This is a genomic window from Halomonas sp. ISL-56 (genome assembly GCF_018612805.1).
Classification (GTDB): Bacteria; Pseudomonadota; Gammaproteobacteria; order Pseudomonadales; family Halomonadaceae; genus Vreelandella.
Map to the genome: position 1 here is coordinate 99,849 of NZ_JAGGRO010000011.1, position 18,012 is coordinate 117,860.

An 18,012-nucleotide genomic window follows, 5' to 3' on the forward strand; every position below is an offset into this window, starting at 1 on the left:
AAAAGCCCCTTCCGTTATTGCGACTCGCGCTGAGCCGCATTGACGACCATATCGACCAGTTCGGGGTACTCTTCTGCCCACTGGTCATAAACGGATGAAGTGGCTTCAATGAAAGGCTCAGGATTCACTTCGTTAAAAGCGACACCTGCCTCTTCCATTTTGCTTCTCAGCTCATCGTCGGCTTCAAGTGATGCTTGGCGATTAAATTCGCCCGCCTCAATGGCCGCTTGCTGAATTACTTCTTGATATTCGGGAGAAAGCGTATCCCAGACCATCTTGCTCATAAGCAGAGGGGTTGACTCATACTTGTGGCCGGTTAAGGAAATATAGTCCTGCACCTCGTGAAGCTTGGATGAGTAAATATTCATTAATGGATTTTCCTGACCATCAACGACTCCCTGCTCAAGGGCGATATAAAGCTCAGAGAAGTTCATTGGGGTAGGGTTTGCGCTTAGCGCCTCAAAAATATCAACCGTCATCTCATCGGGAGGGGTTCGAATCTTAAGACCTTCCAGGTCAGCAGGGGTCTCGATAGGGCGAACATTGTTGCTAACGTGACGAATGCCGTTATCCCACAGCGCCAAAAGAACAAGTCCCTTTTCTTCCGAAAGCCTTTTCAGCTCATCACCGACTTCGCCGTCCATGACCTTCCATGCACTGGGGAGAGAGTTAAACAGAAACGGTAGCCCCAGAACCGAGAACTGCGGCACAACGCTGGATGTCGAGCCCTGACTATTGGTGCTAAAAGCCAAGGTTCCCATTCTCATCTGGGTGATGGCTTCCATATCGTCGCCATACTGCGCATTACCACCCACATCTACTATTAATTCCCCATTGGTTCCTTCTTCGACGAGCTCTGCGAAGAGCTCGGAAGCATCCCACTTGGGGTTACCTTCCGCCGCATTGTGGGCGAGTTGCAGGGTTTGCTGAGCGGCGGCATTACCACTAATGAAAAAGGCACTGGCAATGACAGAAGCAAGGACTGTTTTTTTCATGACGTTTCTCTCTATTAAAATATTTGTTGTTAGAAATAGCGGCTACTTAACGTAGCTGGAGTCTTAGCGTGATGATCTACTTAGTACTTTCAGGCAACGTGCTGCTTTAGTGTTTTGATCACCTCCTTGGTTGAAATACCGTAACGATCATGCAGGGTAGGTAAAGCACCGGCATCCAGAAACTCATCGGGAAGGCCGATCTGATTAAATTTGACGGACACACCCTCTTTCATCAGCAGCGATGCGATGCTTTCGCCCAGACCACCAATGATTGAGTGGTTTTCGGCCACGAAGACGGGACGTTCAGGATAGCGACGAACCTCCTTCAGAATGGTATCGGTATCGAGCGGCTTAATTGTGGCGCAGTGTAAAACCGCCACGTTGGTGCCTTTATCTCTTAGCTCATCGGCAGCCTCAATCGCGCGCATGGTCATAAGTCCAGAGGAGATGATCAGAGCATCCTCTCCATCCAGCAAACGCTTGGCTTTGCCGATCTCGAATTTATAGCCTTCGAAACGATCCAGAACGCGAGGCACCTTGCCACGCAGTAGGCGTAGGTAGACCGGACCATCAAAATCGACCATCGCCTGAACTGACTGCTCAATATCAACCGCATCACAGGGGTCGATGATGGTCAGGTTCGGCATGCCACGGAAAATTGCAATATCTTCAGTCGCTTGGTGGCTCGGCCCATAGCCTGTGGTTAACCCAGGAAGCGCGCAGACTATCTTGACGTTCAGCTTCTCTTCAGCAATCGCCAGGCAGATAAAGTCGTAAGCGCGACGTGAGGCGAAGACGCTATAGGTCGTCACGAAAGGGATAAAGCCTTCACGGGCCATCCCTGCGCTGGCCATCATCAGCAACTGCTCAGCCATGCCCATCTGGTAGTAGCGCTCCGGGTAGGCCTGAGCGAAGATGTGTAGGTCGGTATATTTGCCCAAATCTGCCGTCATACCCAAAATTTTGGGGTTTTTCGCAGCAGCCTCTACCAACGCATGGCCGAAGGGCGCGGCGGTTGTGGGCTGGTCTTCGCCGGCGATGGACGCAATCATTGCCGAGGTCTTTAGCTTCTTCTTGGCGCTCATTTCATCTCCTCCTTACTGGACACCGTAAACTTCATCGAGCTGTTTGAGCGCCACACTCCACTCATTCTCATCAACACGAATAAAGTGGTTTTTGTCACGTTCCTCGAGGAAAGGCACACCGCGCCCCATCAGGGTGTCGCAGATAATCACTCGGGGCTTGTTAGAGTCACTGGCTAGCGCACTGTCGAAGGCTTCGACTAGCGCGTCGAGGTCATTGCCATCGACACGGTAGGTTTCCCACCCAAACGCAACCCACTTATCAGCGATCGGTTCATAGTTGAGTACAGTGGAGGATTTATCGTCAGCTTGCTGATCGTTAACATCGACGATGGCAATCAGGTTATCCAGCTTCCAATGTGCCGCCGAGGCTGCGGCTTCCCAGGTCGAGCCTTCATTTAGCTCGCCATCCGAAAGCAGGTTGAAAATACGTGAAGCACTCTCTTTGCGCTTGAGGCCCAGCGCCATACCTACGCCGATACCCAAACCGTGACCCAAAGAACCACCGGTGATCTCCATACCCGGGGTGTAATCTGCCATACCCGACATAGGCAGGATGCTGTCATCGCTACCGTAGTCTTCGATCTCTTCTTCGGCGATGACACCCGCCTCAATTAGGGCAGCATAGAGAGCGATGGCGTAGTGCCCAATGGACAGCAGAAAACGATCCCGTTCTTCCCATTCAGGATTTTTGGGATCCAGTTTTAGCGCTCGGAAGTAAGCAACTGCTAGAACATCGGCAACCCCTAAGGCCTGACCAACGTAGCCCTGCCCTTGCACTTCGCCCATCCGCAGGGCGTGGCGACGAATTTTGTAAGCCCGCTGCCGAAGTGCCTCGATATCACTAGCCTTCGCTGCGGTAGCTGTTTGACACATTTCAGTCACCTCCAAATGGTTGACCATTTTAAGATAGAGATAATTTTCTATTTTATAAACGTGACTTTAGTCTAAAGGAAAAATGATCGGCTTCAAAACGGCATATGTACAAATCTAAGAACACACAAAAATTAATAAATAATCGATAAATTACAAATACTTATAAAACACAAGGCACACGAATCAAAGATCAATAAATAACATTTCAAGAATCTATATTCAGGAAAATCTGGTACTAAAAGTTCTTCAAAAGACACAATGGTTGACCAATTTAAGATTTTTCAGAATAAATAGCGTACCTATCCACCATGCAGCGATAACGGCGTAGACCTAGGGAATAATGCAGACTGGTCAGGATGTGAGGCAGCGAACGAGGAGAAAGGCCAAACTGGGCGGTCAATCACTGCTATTTGAAAGGAGGGGGCTTAAATGAAAGGGAAAGGCATATATCCACATACGAACAACACGGACTCCGTCAGATGCTGACCATGCGATGTCAGCCATTGGGAGCGGTAGCCATCAATGCATCATACAAGCTACAAAAAACCAGCTTTACAGCTCTTGCTATTGGTGACACATAAACCTATCAACCTCCTCAGCCATTGGAATGCTATTGGCAGCACCGTGTTTTTGAACCGCTAGGGCAGCTGCAGCTGTCGCCCGTTGCAAGCTCTGTGAGGGCGTTAGGCCAGCTTGCCTAGCGGCAAGGAAGTAACCCACAAAGGTATCGCCTGCGGCCGTTGTATCAATGGCCTTTACTTTTAACGCCTCTTGGAAAAGGGTTTCGCTGCTACGCTGATACCAAGCGCCCTCGCTACCTAGGGTAAGCACTACTTCGACATCGCCAAGGGCTTCTTTACAACGCCTTAGCAAATCTGCAGCACTCGACTCTACTGGCATATCTAATAAAGCGGCGGCCTCTGTCCGGTTAAAAAAAAGCAGGTCACATTGGTCGAGGGGTAGTGATGCTACCTTCGAGGTCATTGGCGCAGGGTTAAATATCACCTTGCAGCCATGACTCACTGCCAGTGGAATAAGCTGATCAAGCCCATTACATTCGTTCTGAAGAAGTATTGTGTCGCCAGGCGCGGTTTGCGCAATCAGTGCCGCAATCCTCTCCTGCGTAAAACCATGATTGGCGCCAGCGAATAAAAGAATAGCGTTTTCACCCAGTGAATCAATTTGAATAACCGCATGCCCACTAGGCCCTGTGGTCAATTCAACATCTTTCACACCAACACCCGCAGCCTCAAGCTCGCGGGCCACCCAGGCATCTATCGATGACACTCGTCCCCAGTGGCTCACCGATCCTTTGGCACGCGCTATCGCCAGCGATTGATTAACTCCCTTCCCACCCAAGCCGACACTGTATTGATTGCTTTCCAGCGTTTCGCCAGGGCGAACAAAATAGGGAACGCGGTAAGTATGATCAATATTGATGGAACCAAAGTTAAATATCATTGACACGCCCTCTTATTCAAAAAACCAGCCAACTATAAAGCTGGCTGGTCTCTAAGAAAGATTATCTAACACTCACCCTTCTAATACTTACTCTTCAAAAACCTATTCTTCCAAAACCTATTCTTCCAAAACAAAGGGAGAAGTATAGTTATCTACATTATCTGGGGTGATAAGGATACAGTCATAAAGCTGCTTTTCACTATCCAGCCCCGTTTCTCCAGTATTGATGTAATGATCAGCGATTTTTACAGCATCTTCTGCAAAAACGGCCACCGGCTGCAGAACGGTATAAGCCAATTCCCCCGAGCGAACCGCATCAACGGCATCGGGTGAACCGTCAAACCCACCGACCAGCACATCGTCTAACCGCCCCTCCTGCTTTAGAGCAACAATAGCGCCTAAGGCCATTTCATCATTACCGCTTATTACGCCTCGAATATCAGGATGAGAACGGAGCATGCTCTGCATCTTATTGCGCCCTTCAGTCCGGCTCCAATTGGCGATATCTGATGCCACCAGATTAAGGTCGGGATACTGGCTCAGCACTGTCTCGTAGCCATTGGATCTTGTCGCGGCATTGTTATCAGATGGCGGCCCCTCTAATTCTATATAAGAACCTTCTCCACCCAGCTGCGTCGCCCACTCCTGGGCCCCTAACGCGGCACCTTGCGCATTATTGGAAACCAGCTGCACCTTAGCCAACCCTTGCTGGTTAATTTCGGCGTTAATAATGAATACAGGAATATCTGCCTCTACGGCACGTCTCACGGCACCAATGGAGCCGTCCACATTCGCAGGATCCAGAATGATCGCTTTAGCCCCATTGGTAATCGCCGTATCGACCTGATTGCTTTCCGTGTTGGTATCCCCCACATGGGAACTGACATTTGCTTCATAGCCCAACTCTTTTGCTGTGCGTTCAGCAATTTTTCCTTCCGTTTGCCAATAGGGATTTGACATATCATTAACAATAATTGAGATCAGCCCCTTATCCTGAGCAGCTATAGAGCCGCTAAAGAGCATCGAGACACTGGCGAGTGCTGTAAAAAGCATTTTTTTACTTTTTGGAAGCATGATTATTACCTCATAGTTATGATTGTTATCTCTTGGTTCAATAGACCTTATCAGGTCACACTTCTAAGCAATGCTACGTTAAGTAGCTTTTGCTCTAGAATCTTCGCGCTTAACTTCAGTGGTTTTTTTATCGGCTTTTTTCGAGGACTTGTTTTTAGCACTGTATTGGACATTATTTAACATGACAGCGAAGACGATAACACTGCCCGTGAATACCATCTGCCAGTAGGCAGACACACCGATGATGACAAGACCATCGGCGAGAAAACCAATCACAAATGCACCCAATAAAGTATTGCGAATAGTGCCACGTCCTCCCATAAGCGAGGCACCACCAATAACGACTGCAGCAATCGCTGTCAGCTCATACGTAGTGCCTGCCGTAGGCCCCGCAGATGTCAACTGTGAGGCCAGCACAATCCCCGCCATGGCAGCGCACACGCCGGAAATGATATAGACAGAGAGCTTAACTCTATTGACCGGCACCCCGGACAGCTCTGCTGCGCGCGCATTGCCACCCGTAGAGTAAATCCACCGGCCAAAAGGCGTGCGGCCAAGAGCCAGCATGCAAACAATAGCGACACAAAAGAGAATTAAAACCCCTACCGGAATACCCAATAGCTTATTAAACCCAAGCCATTCAAACCCGGTGTTACCTAGCGCAGGATCGCCACTTAAGCTATTAAAAGTTAAACCATCTGTGAGTAGCAAAGCGGCTCCGCGGGCGACATACAGCATTCCAAGCGTGGCCACAAAAGCAGGCACTTTGAAGTAGGCAACTAATACACCATTGATAGCTCCCACTAGCCCGCCTAGTAAGCAGGTAAGTACCACGACAACCCACACTGAAGGGAAGAAGGCTAAATCAAGTGCCTCAATTTCTATCCCTTCTAGCAGCATACCCGCGAACACCCCGCAAAGTGCCAGCGTAGAGCCAACTGACAGATCTATGCCGCCGGTCAGAATAACAAACAGCATACCGATGCCTAGCAAGCCAAAAACAGCCACATGCGAAGACATGGTTAAAAAATTACCCGTGGAGAAATAAACAGGCGAGAGTATGGAAAAGACAATAATGATCCCGATTAATGCGAAGAAAGCCCGACCTTCCAGCAAAACCTTGACGATATCGATACTGTCTTTATCAACCTGTAACGCGTTATTGTTATGATGAGACATTTTTTGATAAGACATGGTCATTACCTATCCGATTGAATAATCACGCAGCAACTGATTCGCCCGAAGCAGCCATAATTTCATCTTTCGTAACACCCGGTTTGAATTCAGCAGAAATCCGCCCCTTGCTCATCACCACCACTCTGTGCGGGATACTTAAGCACTCGCTTACTTCAGACGTGGTAAAGACAACCGCCAACCCCCGCCGGGCCCCTTGGCTTAACAACTTGAACACTTCGGCCTTCGCACCCACATCAATGCCACGGCTCGGCTCATCGAGCATGATGACGTCGGGATTAGTCGCCAACATCTTACCGATCACCACCTTCTGCTGGTTACCGCCAGACAATGAACCAATGCTAGCCTCGCCACCGTCTGTTTTGATATGCACATTGCCAATAGCTGAATTAATCATTTCTGCCTCCAGGCGGGATGAAGTAAGCCCCTTGCGGGTAAACGCCTGGATACTGGCCAGCGACAGATTTCTACCAACTGACAGGGTGGGTACTAAACCATCCCGCTGGCGATCCTCAGGTACTAACACCAAACCTCTCTCGATTCGCTGCGCAATGTTGTAATGCGATACACCAGTTGAATTGAGCAGGATATCTCCCTTGGATTGCCGGGTTCGCCCTGCCACACACTCCAATAACTCAGTTCTGCCAGCCCCCATCAGCCCATAAATGCAAACAATCTCACCTGCGCGCACATCCAGCGAAAGGTTCTCAACCACATAACGACCTGCCACTTTATCGTCGCTTACATAAAGGTTCTGGATAGAGAGCGCGGTGTCGCCCTGCTCATACCCTGTTGGCGGTGAACCTAGATCGAAGCTCTCCCCCACCATGTGCCTAACAATCCACTGCAGATCGATGTCGCAACGCGGGGCATAAGCCGTCATAACGCCATCACGTAGAACAACGGCATGATCGGTAATCTGTAGCGCCTCCTCCAAATGGTGAGAAATATAAACGATCGACACACCCTTGTTTTTGAGATCCTCGACGACACTGAATAACGTCTCGACCTCCGTTGCACTCAATGCGGAGGTCGGTTCATCCATAATCAAAATGCGTGAGTTCTTGGACAACGCTCTAGCGATTTCAACGATTTGCTGCTGCCCCACACGTAGATCTTCGACTAGGGTGAGAGGATGAATCGGTTCGCCAAGCTCCTCCATTAATAATTCCGCCTGACGCGCTTCCGCTTTATAATCGACGCTGCCCCTCCCTTTAGTCAGTTCACGGCCCATAAAAATGTTGTCGCGCACGTTCAGGTTAGAGGCCAAGCTCAACTCCTGATGAATAATGGTAATCCCCAACGCTTCGGCATCCGACGGCGAAGAAAAGCTAACACTCTCGCCTTCCAACACAATCTCGCCAGCCGTCTGGGTAATGACGCCAGACAGGATTTTCATCAGCGTGGATTTACCCGCTCCATTTTCACCAAAGAGTGTTGTCACTTGACCTCGATATATATCGAAGTTCACCTCTTTAAGGGCTTGCACGGCACCGAAACGTTTTTCGATATTGCGTGCAGAAAGAATCACCGGCGCCACTTCCCCTGTTGATCTATCGATACTCATAGCCGCCCCTCACTCAATGATCGCCATACTCACGGGAGTAATTAGCCAGTTTTTGGGATTTATCATGGTAAAGGAGCCGACGACTTCTAGCGTCTTACCGGCTAAGTCTTGTCCGGAAATATCGACAAGCACTTGACGCTTCATTTCGTCATTAAGTGCTGCGCCAACGTCTTGGTATTCGATCTGATTGGTGAAGTCACCAAATTGGATACTGCCGGTTGTATCTCTTAGCGTAGTGCCATTAATGGCTGGGCCCGTTTGCAGGCGAATAACGATATCTGAAGGCACATCGGCAACATCTAGGGTGTAAACACCCCCTCGCCCTTCTACAACAACACCTGAGAAAGAGACTGGCACGATATGACCAATGCCAGCAGCGACACCGTATTTCTCACCTGCCGCGCCGGCATCTTGAAGCACTTCTGGCGCTAATACCGCTGCCTCTACGGCGTTATTCTCGACATATGCCTGGATCTCGGGAAATGTGTCCTGAGCAAATTGCTGGGGTGAAAACCCTACCTCACTCTCAAGTTCAGTAAGGCTAATGACTTTGGTATCAAACGCCATGAGTGCAACTAGCACTAAACCACAAGCCGCTGCTACATAGACTTTTATACGCTTATCACCGGGCACCGAATTTAATGTCGCCGACATAATCACTCCGGTTATCATTGTAGTTATAAATAAAAAGCTTCGGCTATTCCCTACGAACCAGGTATTAACACAACCTTTAACGCGTCAGGGTCATTACGCATTAAATCTAGCCCTTGATGGAATTCTGCCAATGGCAGCTTGTGAGTCACTACATTGTCCGTTGGAAAATCACCATTACCGATGCCTTCGATAACAAGTGGGTAGCAATAAGGGCCTAGATGCGCCCCCAGGATATCGAGCTCTTTACGATCGCTAATAATGCTCCAATCAACCGTAACAGGCTCTTTGAATACGCTGAACTCGACAAAACGGCCCAGTTTACGAATCATATAAAGGCCTTGCTCTACCGACTTAACGGCGCCGGTGGCCTCAATATAGATATCGCAGCCATAGCCTTCCGTTATACTTTTCACGTAGTCAACAACATCGACTTCAGCAGGATTTAGGACAATGTCGGCACCAAACTGTTTGGCCAGATCTAACCGCTTGTTATTGAGATCCAGCACGACCAGCTTGGCAGGGCCGGACTTTTTGATCGCGCCTATCATCCCTAGCCCTAAGGTTCCCGCACCGGAGAGTACAACCACATCCCCCAGTTCAATCTGCGCACGCTTAACGGCATGCAATGAACAGGCATAGGGTTCAATAAGAACCGCTTTTTCCATCGGAATCTCATCGGGCAACTTGTGATTAATGGCTTCTTTGGGAAAGACCATATATTCGGCCATACCGCCATTCACGTTATGCTGAAACCCGTAGACATCGTGCTTTTCGCACATCCAATACTGCCCACGTTTACAGAAGCGACACTCCCAACAAGGCACAATTTGCTCAGAAATAACGCGGTCACCGATCTCCAGGTTTTTAACGCCTTCCCCTAAGGCCATCACGTGACCAATAAACTCATGACCTGGAATCATCGGTGCTTTGATATAAGCGGGCTGGGTTTCATCTCCCCAGAAACTAGGGGCGCCTTCATAGGCTTTGAGATCGCCTGCGCAGATTCCGCATGCTTCGACCTTAATCAGAACTTCACCTTCTCCCGCCTTAGGCACGTCCACCTCTTCAAGGCGATAATCACCAGGCGCGTAGGCAACGACGGCTTGCATGGTCAATGGCAGTTCGGCTTGATTGTTGTTATCGGCGTTATGCATTACTCACTCCTAATGTGTCTTGTAGGGCCTAGCTAGCGATGCTCTCATTACAAAAGATCTTATTGTGTACATATGAATTAACTGCCTTAAGCGTAGCCCAGTCAATCCATAATGGAATTTTCTGATCTTATACTTTAGGCCAATAATTCAATTCATTGATTTTTATATTTAAATTTAAAAAATGGAAACTGTTTGTTATTTCAGCCATGTAGCAATGACTCTTTAAGCCATGCTATATGTTCTTACATCGTTCAAATGTACATTTTACAGACAGTCGTTACTGGCATCGTAGCAAGAGGAGGGGCAAGCCAGGCATGCCAAAAGGGGCACACACCTCAAGGAGCATGGCAGGGGGCGGCTGGGAGCGATTGGGCGCAATGCGCCCAAGGGTCCTTAAAAGGCAGCGAAGCTTGGATACAAATTAAGCACGCGCCTCTCCTTGAGTCGCCTCATCAAGACGCAGAATGGTGTGGGCATTTGTGACACTAGTGGCCAACGTATCGATGACCCCGGTACGCAGCGCCCCCAGTATGCCGACCGCTTTAGTATTCTCACTGGCGATAGCGATAACGTCTGGAATACGGGAGAGATCCTGGATATTGAGCCCAACCACACGCCCCTGCATCTGCGACGCAGAAGGCTGCCCATGGATATCAATAAAGTCGTAGCCCATCATATCGCCCACCGTCCCAGAGAGCCGCGCCTCAGCAATCTCCTGGGCGGAAAACCACCCCATACGCACCATATTACTGTCCTCACTCACGTCACCAACACCAATCAAAGCGGTATCTGCGCGTCGAGCACGATCCAGCGTCTGGCGCACGGTGGAATTTTCATACAGCGCATCCCTAAGCTCGCCGTTTTGTACCAGCGCAGGGGCATAAAGCGTCTCGCTGTCACCGCCAAACCGACTCGCCAGGCGCCGACAAATATGGTCAGGATTCATATGCTCGCCTGCGCGCAGCGAACCGCCGATTGCGCACACAAATGAAACCTTTAACGACTCGGAGAGAAAAACATTATCCGCCACTGCGGCGACGTTACGCCCCATGCCAACGGCCACGATCTGGCCATCGGTCAAACTACGCGACAGATGGTCGGCCACTAGACTCGCGACCGACGAGCGCTGCACATCGGGGTCGGAATTATCCAGAGCAATCAATGCTCGCTTCAGGCCAAAGCGCCGCTTGAGCTCCTGCTCAATCTCGATACTAACGGCGGGATGCAGGCGCACGCGAACATCCACTATCCCTTCTGCCTGTGCTCGCTTGAGCAGCCGCCCTATGCGCACACGCGAATGCCCGAGCCTATTAGCGATCGCCTCCTGCGTCTCCCCCTGCACATAGTAGAGCGTTGAAATCTCTGTCATTAAGTCTATATCTGCAGCGTCTTGACCATTCATCCTCGGCATCCAGGAGTTGTTGAAGGGCATGTATCATGTCAGCTTGCTTGACACTTTTTCAACACAGGAATCAGCGCCTGAACAATCAGTGCCAATGAAACCGACCCAGCATCGGGTGTACCCACGCTTTTCTCAGCCAATGGGCGTGCGCGGCCCACTCGGGGAATTAACTGCCTGGTAGCCTCAGCCGCCTCACTCGCTATGGGTGCGGCCGACTCCCAGCAAGCCACAGCTCCCTGGCCTTTCTCAGCCTGCAAAGAGAGGGCGTCGGCAAAAGGCACCAGCACATCGACAAGCGTTTTATCGCCCAACTCGGCCTTTCCAAATGCCATCACTTGCTGGCGAGCATTGACTACACCAGCAGCAAGCCGCTGCCCTGAGAGCGGCTGCTGATTACCAAGCGACTCACCCATCGCTTTTAAGATAACCCGCCAGATAGCGCCAGAGGTGCCGCCCGCTTTATCGGACCAGCGCTGTCCAGCCCACTGCAGCACGGTCTCCGCGCCCGCCCCTCTATCGCAAGCCTCTTTGGCCGCCTCAAGCGCAGCCTTGCTGCCCCGTTGCATGCCAATGCCGTGATCACCATCGCCAGCCACCGCATCAATCTGGCCCAGCATCTCGCAGTTTGCATTGACTGTATCTGCCAGTACTTCGAGCGCCTCGACAACGCCGAGCGCTAATTGCCGCGAGGCATCGCTAGCCTCGGGAATCTCATCTTGAGTTACCACCTCGACTTCGGCCGGATCCAGCGCCTGTGCTGGCGTCACACTGCCTTTTCGATAGCCCGGCGCATCCGCCGCCGCAGTCCACAACGACTCCATGTGTTTATCAAGCCAGAATAGCGTCAGTGAAACCCCGGCCATATCCAGACTGGTTACCAGCTCGCCCACATCCGGCTCTATGATGGTAACCCCAGCCTCCTGCAGCAATTCGTCAACCTTGCGATAAATAACGAACAGCTCTTCATACTTAACGGTACCCAAACCATTGAGTATCGGTGCCACGCGAGCCCCTTTGATACTGATACCTTCAGGTACTTCTTCCAATAATCGGTCGACGAGAATCTTGGCCAAGCCGTCTGCGGAAGGGATATCCGTCTCGCTAATGCCCGGCTCACCGTGAATCCCCAACCCGATGGCCATCCTGCCTTCGGGCACATGAAAGAGCGAATCAGCTGCGCCCGGTAACGTGCATCCCTCGAACGCCACCCCAAAAGAGCGCGTGCAGCGATTGGCTTCTTTCGCCACTTGAACTACTTCTTCCAGTGACAATCCATTCTCTGCGGCAGCGGCAGCAGCTTTGAAAACGGTTAAATCGCCGGCGATGCCCCGGCGCTTATCAAGCTCCGCCAAGGGTGCACTGGCGACATCATCAGTGACCAACACGATTTCACAAGCAATACCGTCCGCGATCAAACGCTCGCGCGCCTCGCCAAAATGCAGAACATCCCCGGCATAATTGCCAAAAGAGAGCAGCACACCACCGCCGTTGTTAGCGGCTTTGGCAACGGAGTAGACTTGTTGCGCAGAGGGCGAACAAAACAGATTCCCCATGACCGCCCCATGGGCTAAGCCCTGCCCAACCAGTCCCGCAAAGGTGGGGTAATGGCCGCTACCGCCGCCAACCACGACCGCAACAGTGCCTGGCTGGCTGCGAGTACTGCGCACAACACCTCCTGGCACAGCCATCAACTTATCGCGATGCGCGGCTACTAAGCCTAAACGGGCTTCTTCTGGAAAATCACTGGGGTCATTAAATAGGCGTGTCATTATTATATCCTCTGGAGTGAGGCCTAACTGCGTGATCACAGTTTGCATGCTGTTGTTATTAATCAGCGTCGACGAATATAAGCGATCCCACGATTACTGAGTATTCTGCCGGGACTCATATTCGTCAATTTTTGCTATTTTTAATTCGGAATTACCACCCGCAAAGTTACTACCCAAAAAGGTGGCCACTATTGATTTCGCCAACTCTGGCCCAATCACTCGGGCCCCCAGCGCGACAATTTGGGCATTATTACTGGTGCGCGCCTTTGCCGCTGAGTATGTATCGTGGGCCTGCGCAGCGCGGATTCCAGGCACTTTATTGGCAGAAATAGCCACTCCGATTCCCGTACCACAAACCAGTACAGCACGATCGAAGCGCCCCTCCTTAATAGCCGTAGCCACCTCAAAGGCAATATCGGGGTACAGCACGGGCTGCGCATTGAAAGTGCCAAAATCTTCGACTACGTAGCCCAACTCCCGGATATAACCAATGAGAATCTCTTTCAAGTCGTAAGCGGCTTCATCACCGCCAATAGCGACTCTGAGAGGAGGCGTCGCATTAGACATTCATGCTCTCCCTTTCCAAAAAATAGACACATGGACGACTGACAACGAGGAATACCGCTACACAGTTGCCAGTCGGCTACTGACCCTATTCAATCTATCACCAACCGAGCATATGTAAAGATAACGATCATAAGATCACGCTGTTTTTTGGTAGGAGAAAAAGAAGACAAAAGCAACGAAATTCACCAATACATTGATTTTAATATGAATATACGAAAACAAACCAATGACCAAAGCGCCTTATATTTTTGCACCAAGGCCTTAAAACCTATCCAAGCAGTTCTCTTATTTGACTAAACTGATGAAAATGATCAATCATCTGATCACTTAATGTACATTATTCAAGAGGATGAGCGATGTCACTTCTAACGGGATTACGCGAACACTCACTGGTCGTGGCCGACACGGGCGACTTGGATGCCATAAAGCGCTATCAACCCCAGGATGCCACCACGAACCCTTCTTTGATTCTCAAGGCCTTTGAGCTACCGCGCTATCAAGAGATGATCGATGAGGTGCTTGCTGAATCACGCACCAAGGAGAGCGGGCCGAGCCAGATAGTTGACCAGCTGTCGGTTGCCATCGGCGAGCAAATTGCCAACGTGATTCCTGGACGCATATCGACAGAAGTGTCCGCACACCTCTCTTTTGATACCCAAGCCAGCATCCGCAAGGCCTACGAACTGATTGAGCGCTACGAAAAACAGGGCATTAACCGCAACCGCGTTTTGATTAAGCTCGCGTCAACTTGGGAAGGAATCCGTGCGGCTGAGCAACTAGAGCGTGAAGGCATCAACTGCAATTTAACGCTCTTGTTCAGCGATGCTCAGGCACAGGCCTGCTTTGATGCGGGGGTGTATCTGATCTCACCCTTCGTTGGCCGCGTTAGCGATTGGTACCAAAAGACAACAGGCAAGCAGTTCACCCCAGAAGTCGATCCTGGCGTGCTATTTGTAAAAGGGATTTGCGAGAAGGCTGCCGCTAGTCGTTACGACACTGTGGTTATGGGGGCGAGCTTTCGTACCACCGATCAAGTCTTGGCGCTGGCGGGCTGCCATCGTCTGACCATCTCTCCCGCCCTGTTAGAGCAGCTTGATAGCCTGGAGGGAGAGGTCACCCCCAGCATCCAACCACAATCCGTCACTCATAAAGCATCCTCACCGCTATCAGAAGCGGCGTTTCGTTGGCAGCACAATCAAGATGCCATGGCCAACGAGATGTTAGCTGACGGGATCCGCCGCTTCGCCAGCGACCAACAAACATTAGAGTCGCTGATCACTCAACGCCTGGCTGCTCGTGCCTAACGACACGCTACTCAATATAACAACCAAGGTACCACTGATATGAATAACCGTTTTGAGCTGGCCAATGCCATTCGTGCCCTCTCCATGGATGCCGTTCAGAAGGCCAAGTCCGGCCACCCTGGCGCCCCCATGGGAATGGCTGATATCGCCGAGGTGCTATGGAATGACTACCTCAAGCACAACCCCGAAGACCCCAAGTGGGCCGATCGTGACCGCTTTGTGCTCTCCAATGGCCACGGCTCCATGCTGCTTTACTCGCTGCTGCACCTGAGTGGCTACGAGCTAAGCCTGGAGCAGCTACAAAATTTCCGCCAACTGCATTCGCCCACCGCCGGCCACCCGGAATTTGGCTACGCACCGGGCATCGAGACCACCACCGGCCCGCTGGGCCAGGGCTTTGCCAATGCAGTGGGCTTTGCCATTGCCGAAAAAACCCTGGCGGCGCAGTTCAACCGCCCCGGCCACACCATTGTGGATCACCACACCTGGTGCTTTTTGGGTGACGGCTGCTTAATGGAAGGTATTTCCCACGAAGCCGCCTCGCTGGCCGGTACCCATCAGTTGGGTAAGTTGATCGCCCTGTATGACGACAACGGCATCTCTATCGATGGTGAAGTGGAAGGCTGGTTTACCGACGATACCGCCAAGCGTTTTGAAGCCTATGGCTGGCACGTAGTCCCCAACGTTGATGGTCATAAACCTGAAGAGGTCAAAGCCGCTATTGAGCTGGCCAAGAGCCATGACGATAAGCCGAGCCTGATTATCTGCAAAACCATTATCGGCTTTGGTGCCCCCAACAAGCAGGGCAAAGAGGACGCCCACGGCGCCCCCTTAGGCGATGACGAAGTGGCCCTGGCCCGCACCCAGCTCGACTGGCCCCACGCTCCGTTCCATATTCCCGAGCCGATCTACTCGGCCTGGGATGCCCGTGAAGCAGGCAAAGCGGCGCAGCAGGCGTGGGACACGCGTTTTGCCCGCTATGCTGAAGCCTTCCCTGCGGAAGCGCGGGAGTTCACCCGCCGGATGAAGCGTCAGTTGCCCGCGGAACTGCCTACCGAAGCATTGATCGAGCAGGCCCAGGAGCGTGGCGAGACCATTGCATCACGCAAAGCTTCCTTTGAAGTGTTGAACGCCATTGGCCCGAAAATGCCGGAACTGCTGGGCGGCAGTGCTGACCTGGCACCGTCTAACCTGACTTTTTGGAAAGGCGCGAAAGCGATCACCCCTGAAGACGCCAGCGGCAACTACCTACACTACGGTGTACGTGAGTTTGGCATGGGGGCGGTCATGAACGGCATCGCTCTGCATGGCGGTTTGGTGCCCTACGGCGCGACCTTCCTGATCTTTATGGAGTACATGCGTAACTCGATTCGCATGGCAGCGTTGATGGGCCAGCAGGCCATCTATGTGTTTACCCACGACTCCATTGGTCTGGGGGAAGATGGCCCAACCCACCAGCCGATTGAGCAGTTGACCAGCCTGCGTACCACGCCGAACCTGAACACATGGCGCCCCTGCGATGCGGTGGAAACCGCCGCCGCCTGGGATGCCGCCATCAAACGTCGCTCTGGCCCCACGGCGCTGGTGCTGTCACGCCAGAACCTGCCCCATCAGCAGCGTACCAAAACGCAGTTGGCATCGATTCAGAACGGGGCGTATGTCCTAAAAGATAGCGCAGGAACGCCCGAGCTGATTCTGATCGCCACCGGTTCAGAAGTCGCCCTGGCCATGGACGCCGCTGCCGAGCTGGAACAGCAGGGTAAAGCCGTGCGCGTGGTCTCCATGCCGTCGGCCTATCGCTTTAACGGCCAGGACGCCGAGTACCGTGAAAGCGTGCTGCCCAAAGCGGTCACCAAGCGTATTGCTATAGAAGCCGCCCACGCCGACTACTGGTACAAGTATGTGGGTCTGGACGGCCGCGTAATCGGCATGACCACCTACGGCGAATCCGCACCGGCGGGGGATCTGTTCAAGCACTTCGGCTTTACCGTCGAGAACATCGTCGACCAGGCTAATGCGCTACTGGGTTAGTAAGGCTGGGGGATCTCGCCATCGTCGTCATCATCGCGCATGCGCGCCAAGCGATCGGCCTCTTCCTCTTTGGCGTCGTCGATCACTTCCATCAGCTCATCCACATTGGCAATGTGGGTGTCAGCATCGAAGTGGCCGGTGAGCTTGCTATCCGGATGTAGTTCACCGGTTTCATACAGCGCCCACATCTCTCTGCCATACTCGGTATTCAGAATCTCCGGCGCGAACTGGCCGAAGTAGTTGCGCATGTTATCCACATCCCGATACAGCATGGCGGCCGCGCTGTTATTACCGGCGGCATCTACAGCCTGGGGCAGATCGATAATCACCGGGCCGGAGGCATCGACCAGCACGTTGAATTCCGACAAATCACCGTGAATCAAACCCGCGCAGAGCATTTTAACCACGTCCTGAATGACCTTGGCGAAGTAGGTCTCGGCCTGCTCTGGGTTAAGCGTTACTTCGTCCAGACGCGGCGCCACGTTGCCCTCGGCGTCGCTGATCATCTCCATCAGCAGTACACCATCGACAAAACCGTGGGGCTCGGGCACCCGCACGCCCGCCGAGGCAAGGCGATAGAGCGCGTCAACTTCGGCGTTCAGCCACGCCTGCTCCTGCTCTTTCTGGCCGTAACGGGTTTTTTTGGCCATCGCCCGTGAGCGGCGGCTATTGCGCTCTTTACGCCCTTCTTGATACTGAACGGCTTGCTTAAAACTACGCTGCTTGGCCTCTTTAAATACTTTGGCACAGCGCACTTCTTCACCGCAGCGCACCACGTAAACCTGCGCTTCCTTACCACTCATTAACTGCACCAACACCTCGTCGATCATGCCATCATCGACAAGGGGCTGTAATCGTTTAGGGATTTTCATGGTTAGCTGC

Annotated in this window: 15 protein-coding genes; 2 read left to right on the forward strand and 13 right to left on the reverse strand. The window is 51.9% G+C overall.

All coding sequences use genetic code 11. From position 1 onward, the window contains the following. Positions 1-14: 14 nt before the first annotated feature. The 12 genes from J7J49_RS08400 to J7J49_RS08455 all read right to left on the reverse strand — a co-directional run bounded on the left by J7J49_RS08400 (position 15) and on the right by J7J49_RS08455 (position 13,795). Complete coding sequence (locus J7J49_RS08400) at positions 15-995, reverse strand: TRAP transporter substrate-binding protein (RefSeq protein ID WP_064232490.1); 981 nt, start codon at positions 993-995, stop codon at positions 15-17. Between the two features lie 89 nt (positions 996-1,084). Further along, on the reverse strand, positions 1,085-2,080 hold the full coding sequence (locus J7J49_RS08405) for a transketolase family protein (RefSeq protein WP_215091743.1): 996 nt from the start codon (positions 2,078-2,080) through the stop codon (positions 1,085-1,087). Positions 2,081-2,092: 12 nt separating this feature from the next. Next, a complete protein-coding gene (locus tag J7J49_RS08410; RefSeq protein ID WP_064232488.1) occupies positions 2,093-2,953 on the reverse strand; it encodes a transketolase in 861 nt (286 codons plus the stop codon). Between the two features lie 564 nt (positions 2,954-3,517). Further along, complete coding sequence (locus J7J49_RS08415) at positions 3,518-4,414, reverse strand: ribokinase (RefSeq protein WP_064232487.1); 897 nt, start codon at positions 4,412-4,414, stop codon at positions 3,518-3,520. Between the two features lie 117 nt (positions 4,415-4,531). Continuing rightward, entirely contained in the window at positions 4,532-5,488 is a 957-nt protein-coding gene (locus J7J49_RS08420) for a D-ribose ABC transporter substrate-binding protein (RefSeq protein ID WP_215091745.1), read from the reverse strand. A gap of 78 nt (positions 5,489-5,566) precedes the next feature. Continuing rightward, on the reverse strand, positions 5,567-6,682 hold the full coding sequence (locus J7J49_RS08425; protein WP_251048212.1) for an ABC transporter permease: 1,116 nt from the start codon (positions 6,680-6,682) through the stop codon (positions 5,567-5,569). Between the two features lie 25 nt (positions 6,683-6,707). Further along, the gene (locus tag J7J49_RS08430; protein ID WP_215091746.1) at positions 6,708-8,249 is read right to left on the reverse strand and encodes a sugar ABC transporter ATP-binding protein; all 1,542 of its coding nucleotides are present in this window, start codon (positions 8,247-8,249) and stop codon (positions 6,708-6,710) included. A gap of 9 nt (positions 8,250-8,258) precedes the next feature. Further along, a complete protein-coding gene (locus tag J7J49_RS08435) occupies positions 8,259-8,903 on the reverse strand; it encodes a DUF2291 family protein (RefSeq protein WP_251048213.1) in 645 nt (214 codons plus the stop codon). Positions 8,904-8,953: 50 nt separating this feature from the next. Beyond that, on the reverse strand, positions 8,954-10,057 hold the full coding sequence (locus J7J49_RS08440) for an MDR/zinc-dependent alcohol dehydrogenase-like family protein (protein WP_215091750.1): 1,104 nt from the start codon (positions 10,055-10,057) through the stop codon (positions 8,954-8,956). 421 nt (positions 10,058-10,478) lie between these two features. Continuing rightward, positions 10,479-11,459: a sugar-binding transcriptional regulator gene (locus J7J49_RS08445; protein WP_251048214.1), complete on the reverse strand. Its 981-nt coding sequence runs from the start codon at positions 11,457-11,459 to the stop codon at positions 10,479-10,481. Positions 11,460-11,497: 38 nt separating this feature from the next. Then, on the reverse strand, positions 11,498-13,228 hold the full coding sequence (locus J7J49_RS08450) for a dihydroxyacetone kinase family protein (protein ID WP_215091754.1): 1,731 nt from the start codon (positions 13,226-13,228) through the stop codon (positions 11,498-11,500). Positions 13,229-13,321: 93 nt separating this feature from the next. Further along, on the reverse strand, positions 13,322-13,795 hold the full coding sequence (locus tag J7J49_RS08455) for an RpiB/LacA/LacB family sugar-phosphate isomerase (protein WP_215091756.1): 474 nt from the start codon (positions 13,793-13,795) through the stop codon (positions 13,322-13,324). Positions 13,796-14,151: 356 nt separating this feature from the next. On the opposite strand from J7J49_RS08455, the gene tal reads away from it, so the two are divergent. Both tal and tkt read left to right on the forward strand, forming a co-directional pair. After that, on the forward strand, positions 14,152-15,099 hold the full coding sequence (gene tal / locus J7J49_RS08460; protein ID WP_215091758.1) for a transaldolase: 948 nt from the start codon (positions 14,152-14,154) through the stop codon (positions 15,097-15,099). A gap of 39 nt (positions 15,100-15,138) precedes the next feature. Then, positions 15,139-17,130: a transketolase gene (tkt, locus tag J7J49_RS08465; protein WP_215091760.1), complete on the forward strand. Its 1,992-nt coding sequence runs from the start codon at positions 15,139-15,141 to the stop codon at positions 17,128-17,130. Here tkt and J7J49_RS08470 read toward each other — a convergent pair. Continuing rightward, positions 17,127-18,002, reverse strand: a complete 876-nt coding sequence (locus J7J49_RS08470; protein ID WP_215091762.1) for a PA4780 family RIO1-like protein kinase — start codon at positions 18,000-18,002, stop codon at positions 17,127-17,129. The two genes, tkt and J7J49_RS08470, sit on opposite strands and share 4 nt — an antisense overlap. Positions 18,003-18,012: the final 10 nt, after the last annotated feature.

What these genes read in the sequence shown, in the direction of transcription:
- J7J49_RS08425 (WP_251048212.1), bottom strand. Translation starts at nt 6,682, where the DNA reads ATGTCTTATCAAAAAATGTCTCATCATAACAATAACGCGTTACAGGTT.
- tkt (WP_215091760.1), top strand. Translation starts at nt 15,139, where the DNA reads ATGAATAACCGTTTTGAGCTGGCCAATGCCATTCGTGCCCTCTCCATG.
- J7J49_RS08405 (WP_215091743.1), bottom strand. Translation starts at nt 2,080, where the DNA reads ATGAGCGCCAAGAAGAAGCTAAAGACCTCGGCAATGATTGCGTCCATC.
- tal (WP_215091758.1), top strand. Translation starts at nt 14,152, where the DNA reads ATGTCACTTCTAACGGGATTACGCGAACACTCACTGGTCGTGGCCGAC.
- J7J49_RS08400 (WP_064232490.1), bottom strand. Translation starts at nt 995, where the DNA reads ATGAAAAAAACAGTCCTTGCTTCTGTCATTGCCAGTGCCTTTTTCATT.
- J7J49_RS08455 (WP_215091756.1), bottom strand. Translation starts at nt 13,795, where the DNA reads ATGTCTAATGCGACGCCTCCTCTCAGAGTCGCTATTGGCGGTGATGAA.
- J7J49_RS08420 (WP_215091745.1), bottom strand. Translation starts at nt 5,488, where the DNA reads ATGCTTCCAAAAAGTAAAAAAATGCTTTTTACAGCACTCGCCAGTGTC.
- J7J49_RS08410 (WP_064232488.1), bottom strand. Translation starts at nt 2,953, where the DNA reads ATGTGTCAAACAGCTACCGCAGCGAAGGCTAGTGATATCGAGGCACTT.
- J7J49_RS08450 (WP_215091754.1), bottom strand. Translation starts at nt 13,228, where the DNA reads ATGACACGCCTATTTAATGACCCCAGTGATTTTCCAGAAGAAGCCCGT.
- J7J49_RS08440 (WP_215091750.1), bottom strand. Translation starts at nt 10,057, where the DNA reads ATGCATAACGCCGATAACAACAATCAAGCCGAACTGCCATTGACCATG.
- J7J49_RS08435 (WP_251048213.1), bottom strand. Translation starts at nt 8,903, where the DNA reads ATGTCGGCGACATTAAATTCGGTGCCCGGTGATAAGCGTATAAAAGTC.
- J7J49_RS08445 (WP_251048214.1), bottom strand. Translation starts at nt 11,459, where the DNA reads ATGAATGGTCAAGACGCTGCAGATATAGACTTAATGACAGAGATTTCA.
- J7J49_RS08430 (WP_215091746.1), bottom strand. Translation starts at nt 8,249, where the DNA reads ATGAGTATCGATAGATCAACAGGGGAAGTGGCGCCGGTGATTCTTTCT.
- J7J49_RS08470 (WP_215091762.1), bottom strand. Translation starts at nt 18,002, where the DNA reads ATGAAAATCCCTAAACGATTACAGCCCCTTGTCGATGATGGCATGATC.
- J7J49_RS08415 (WP_064232487.1), bottom strand. Translation starts at nt 4,414, where the DNA reads ATGATATTTAACTTTGGTTCCATCAATATTGATCATACTTACCGCGTT.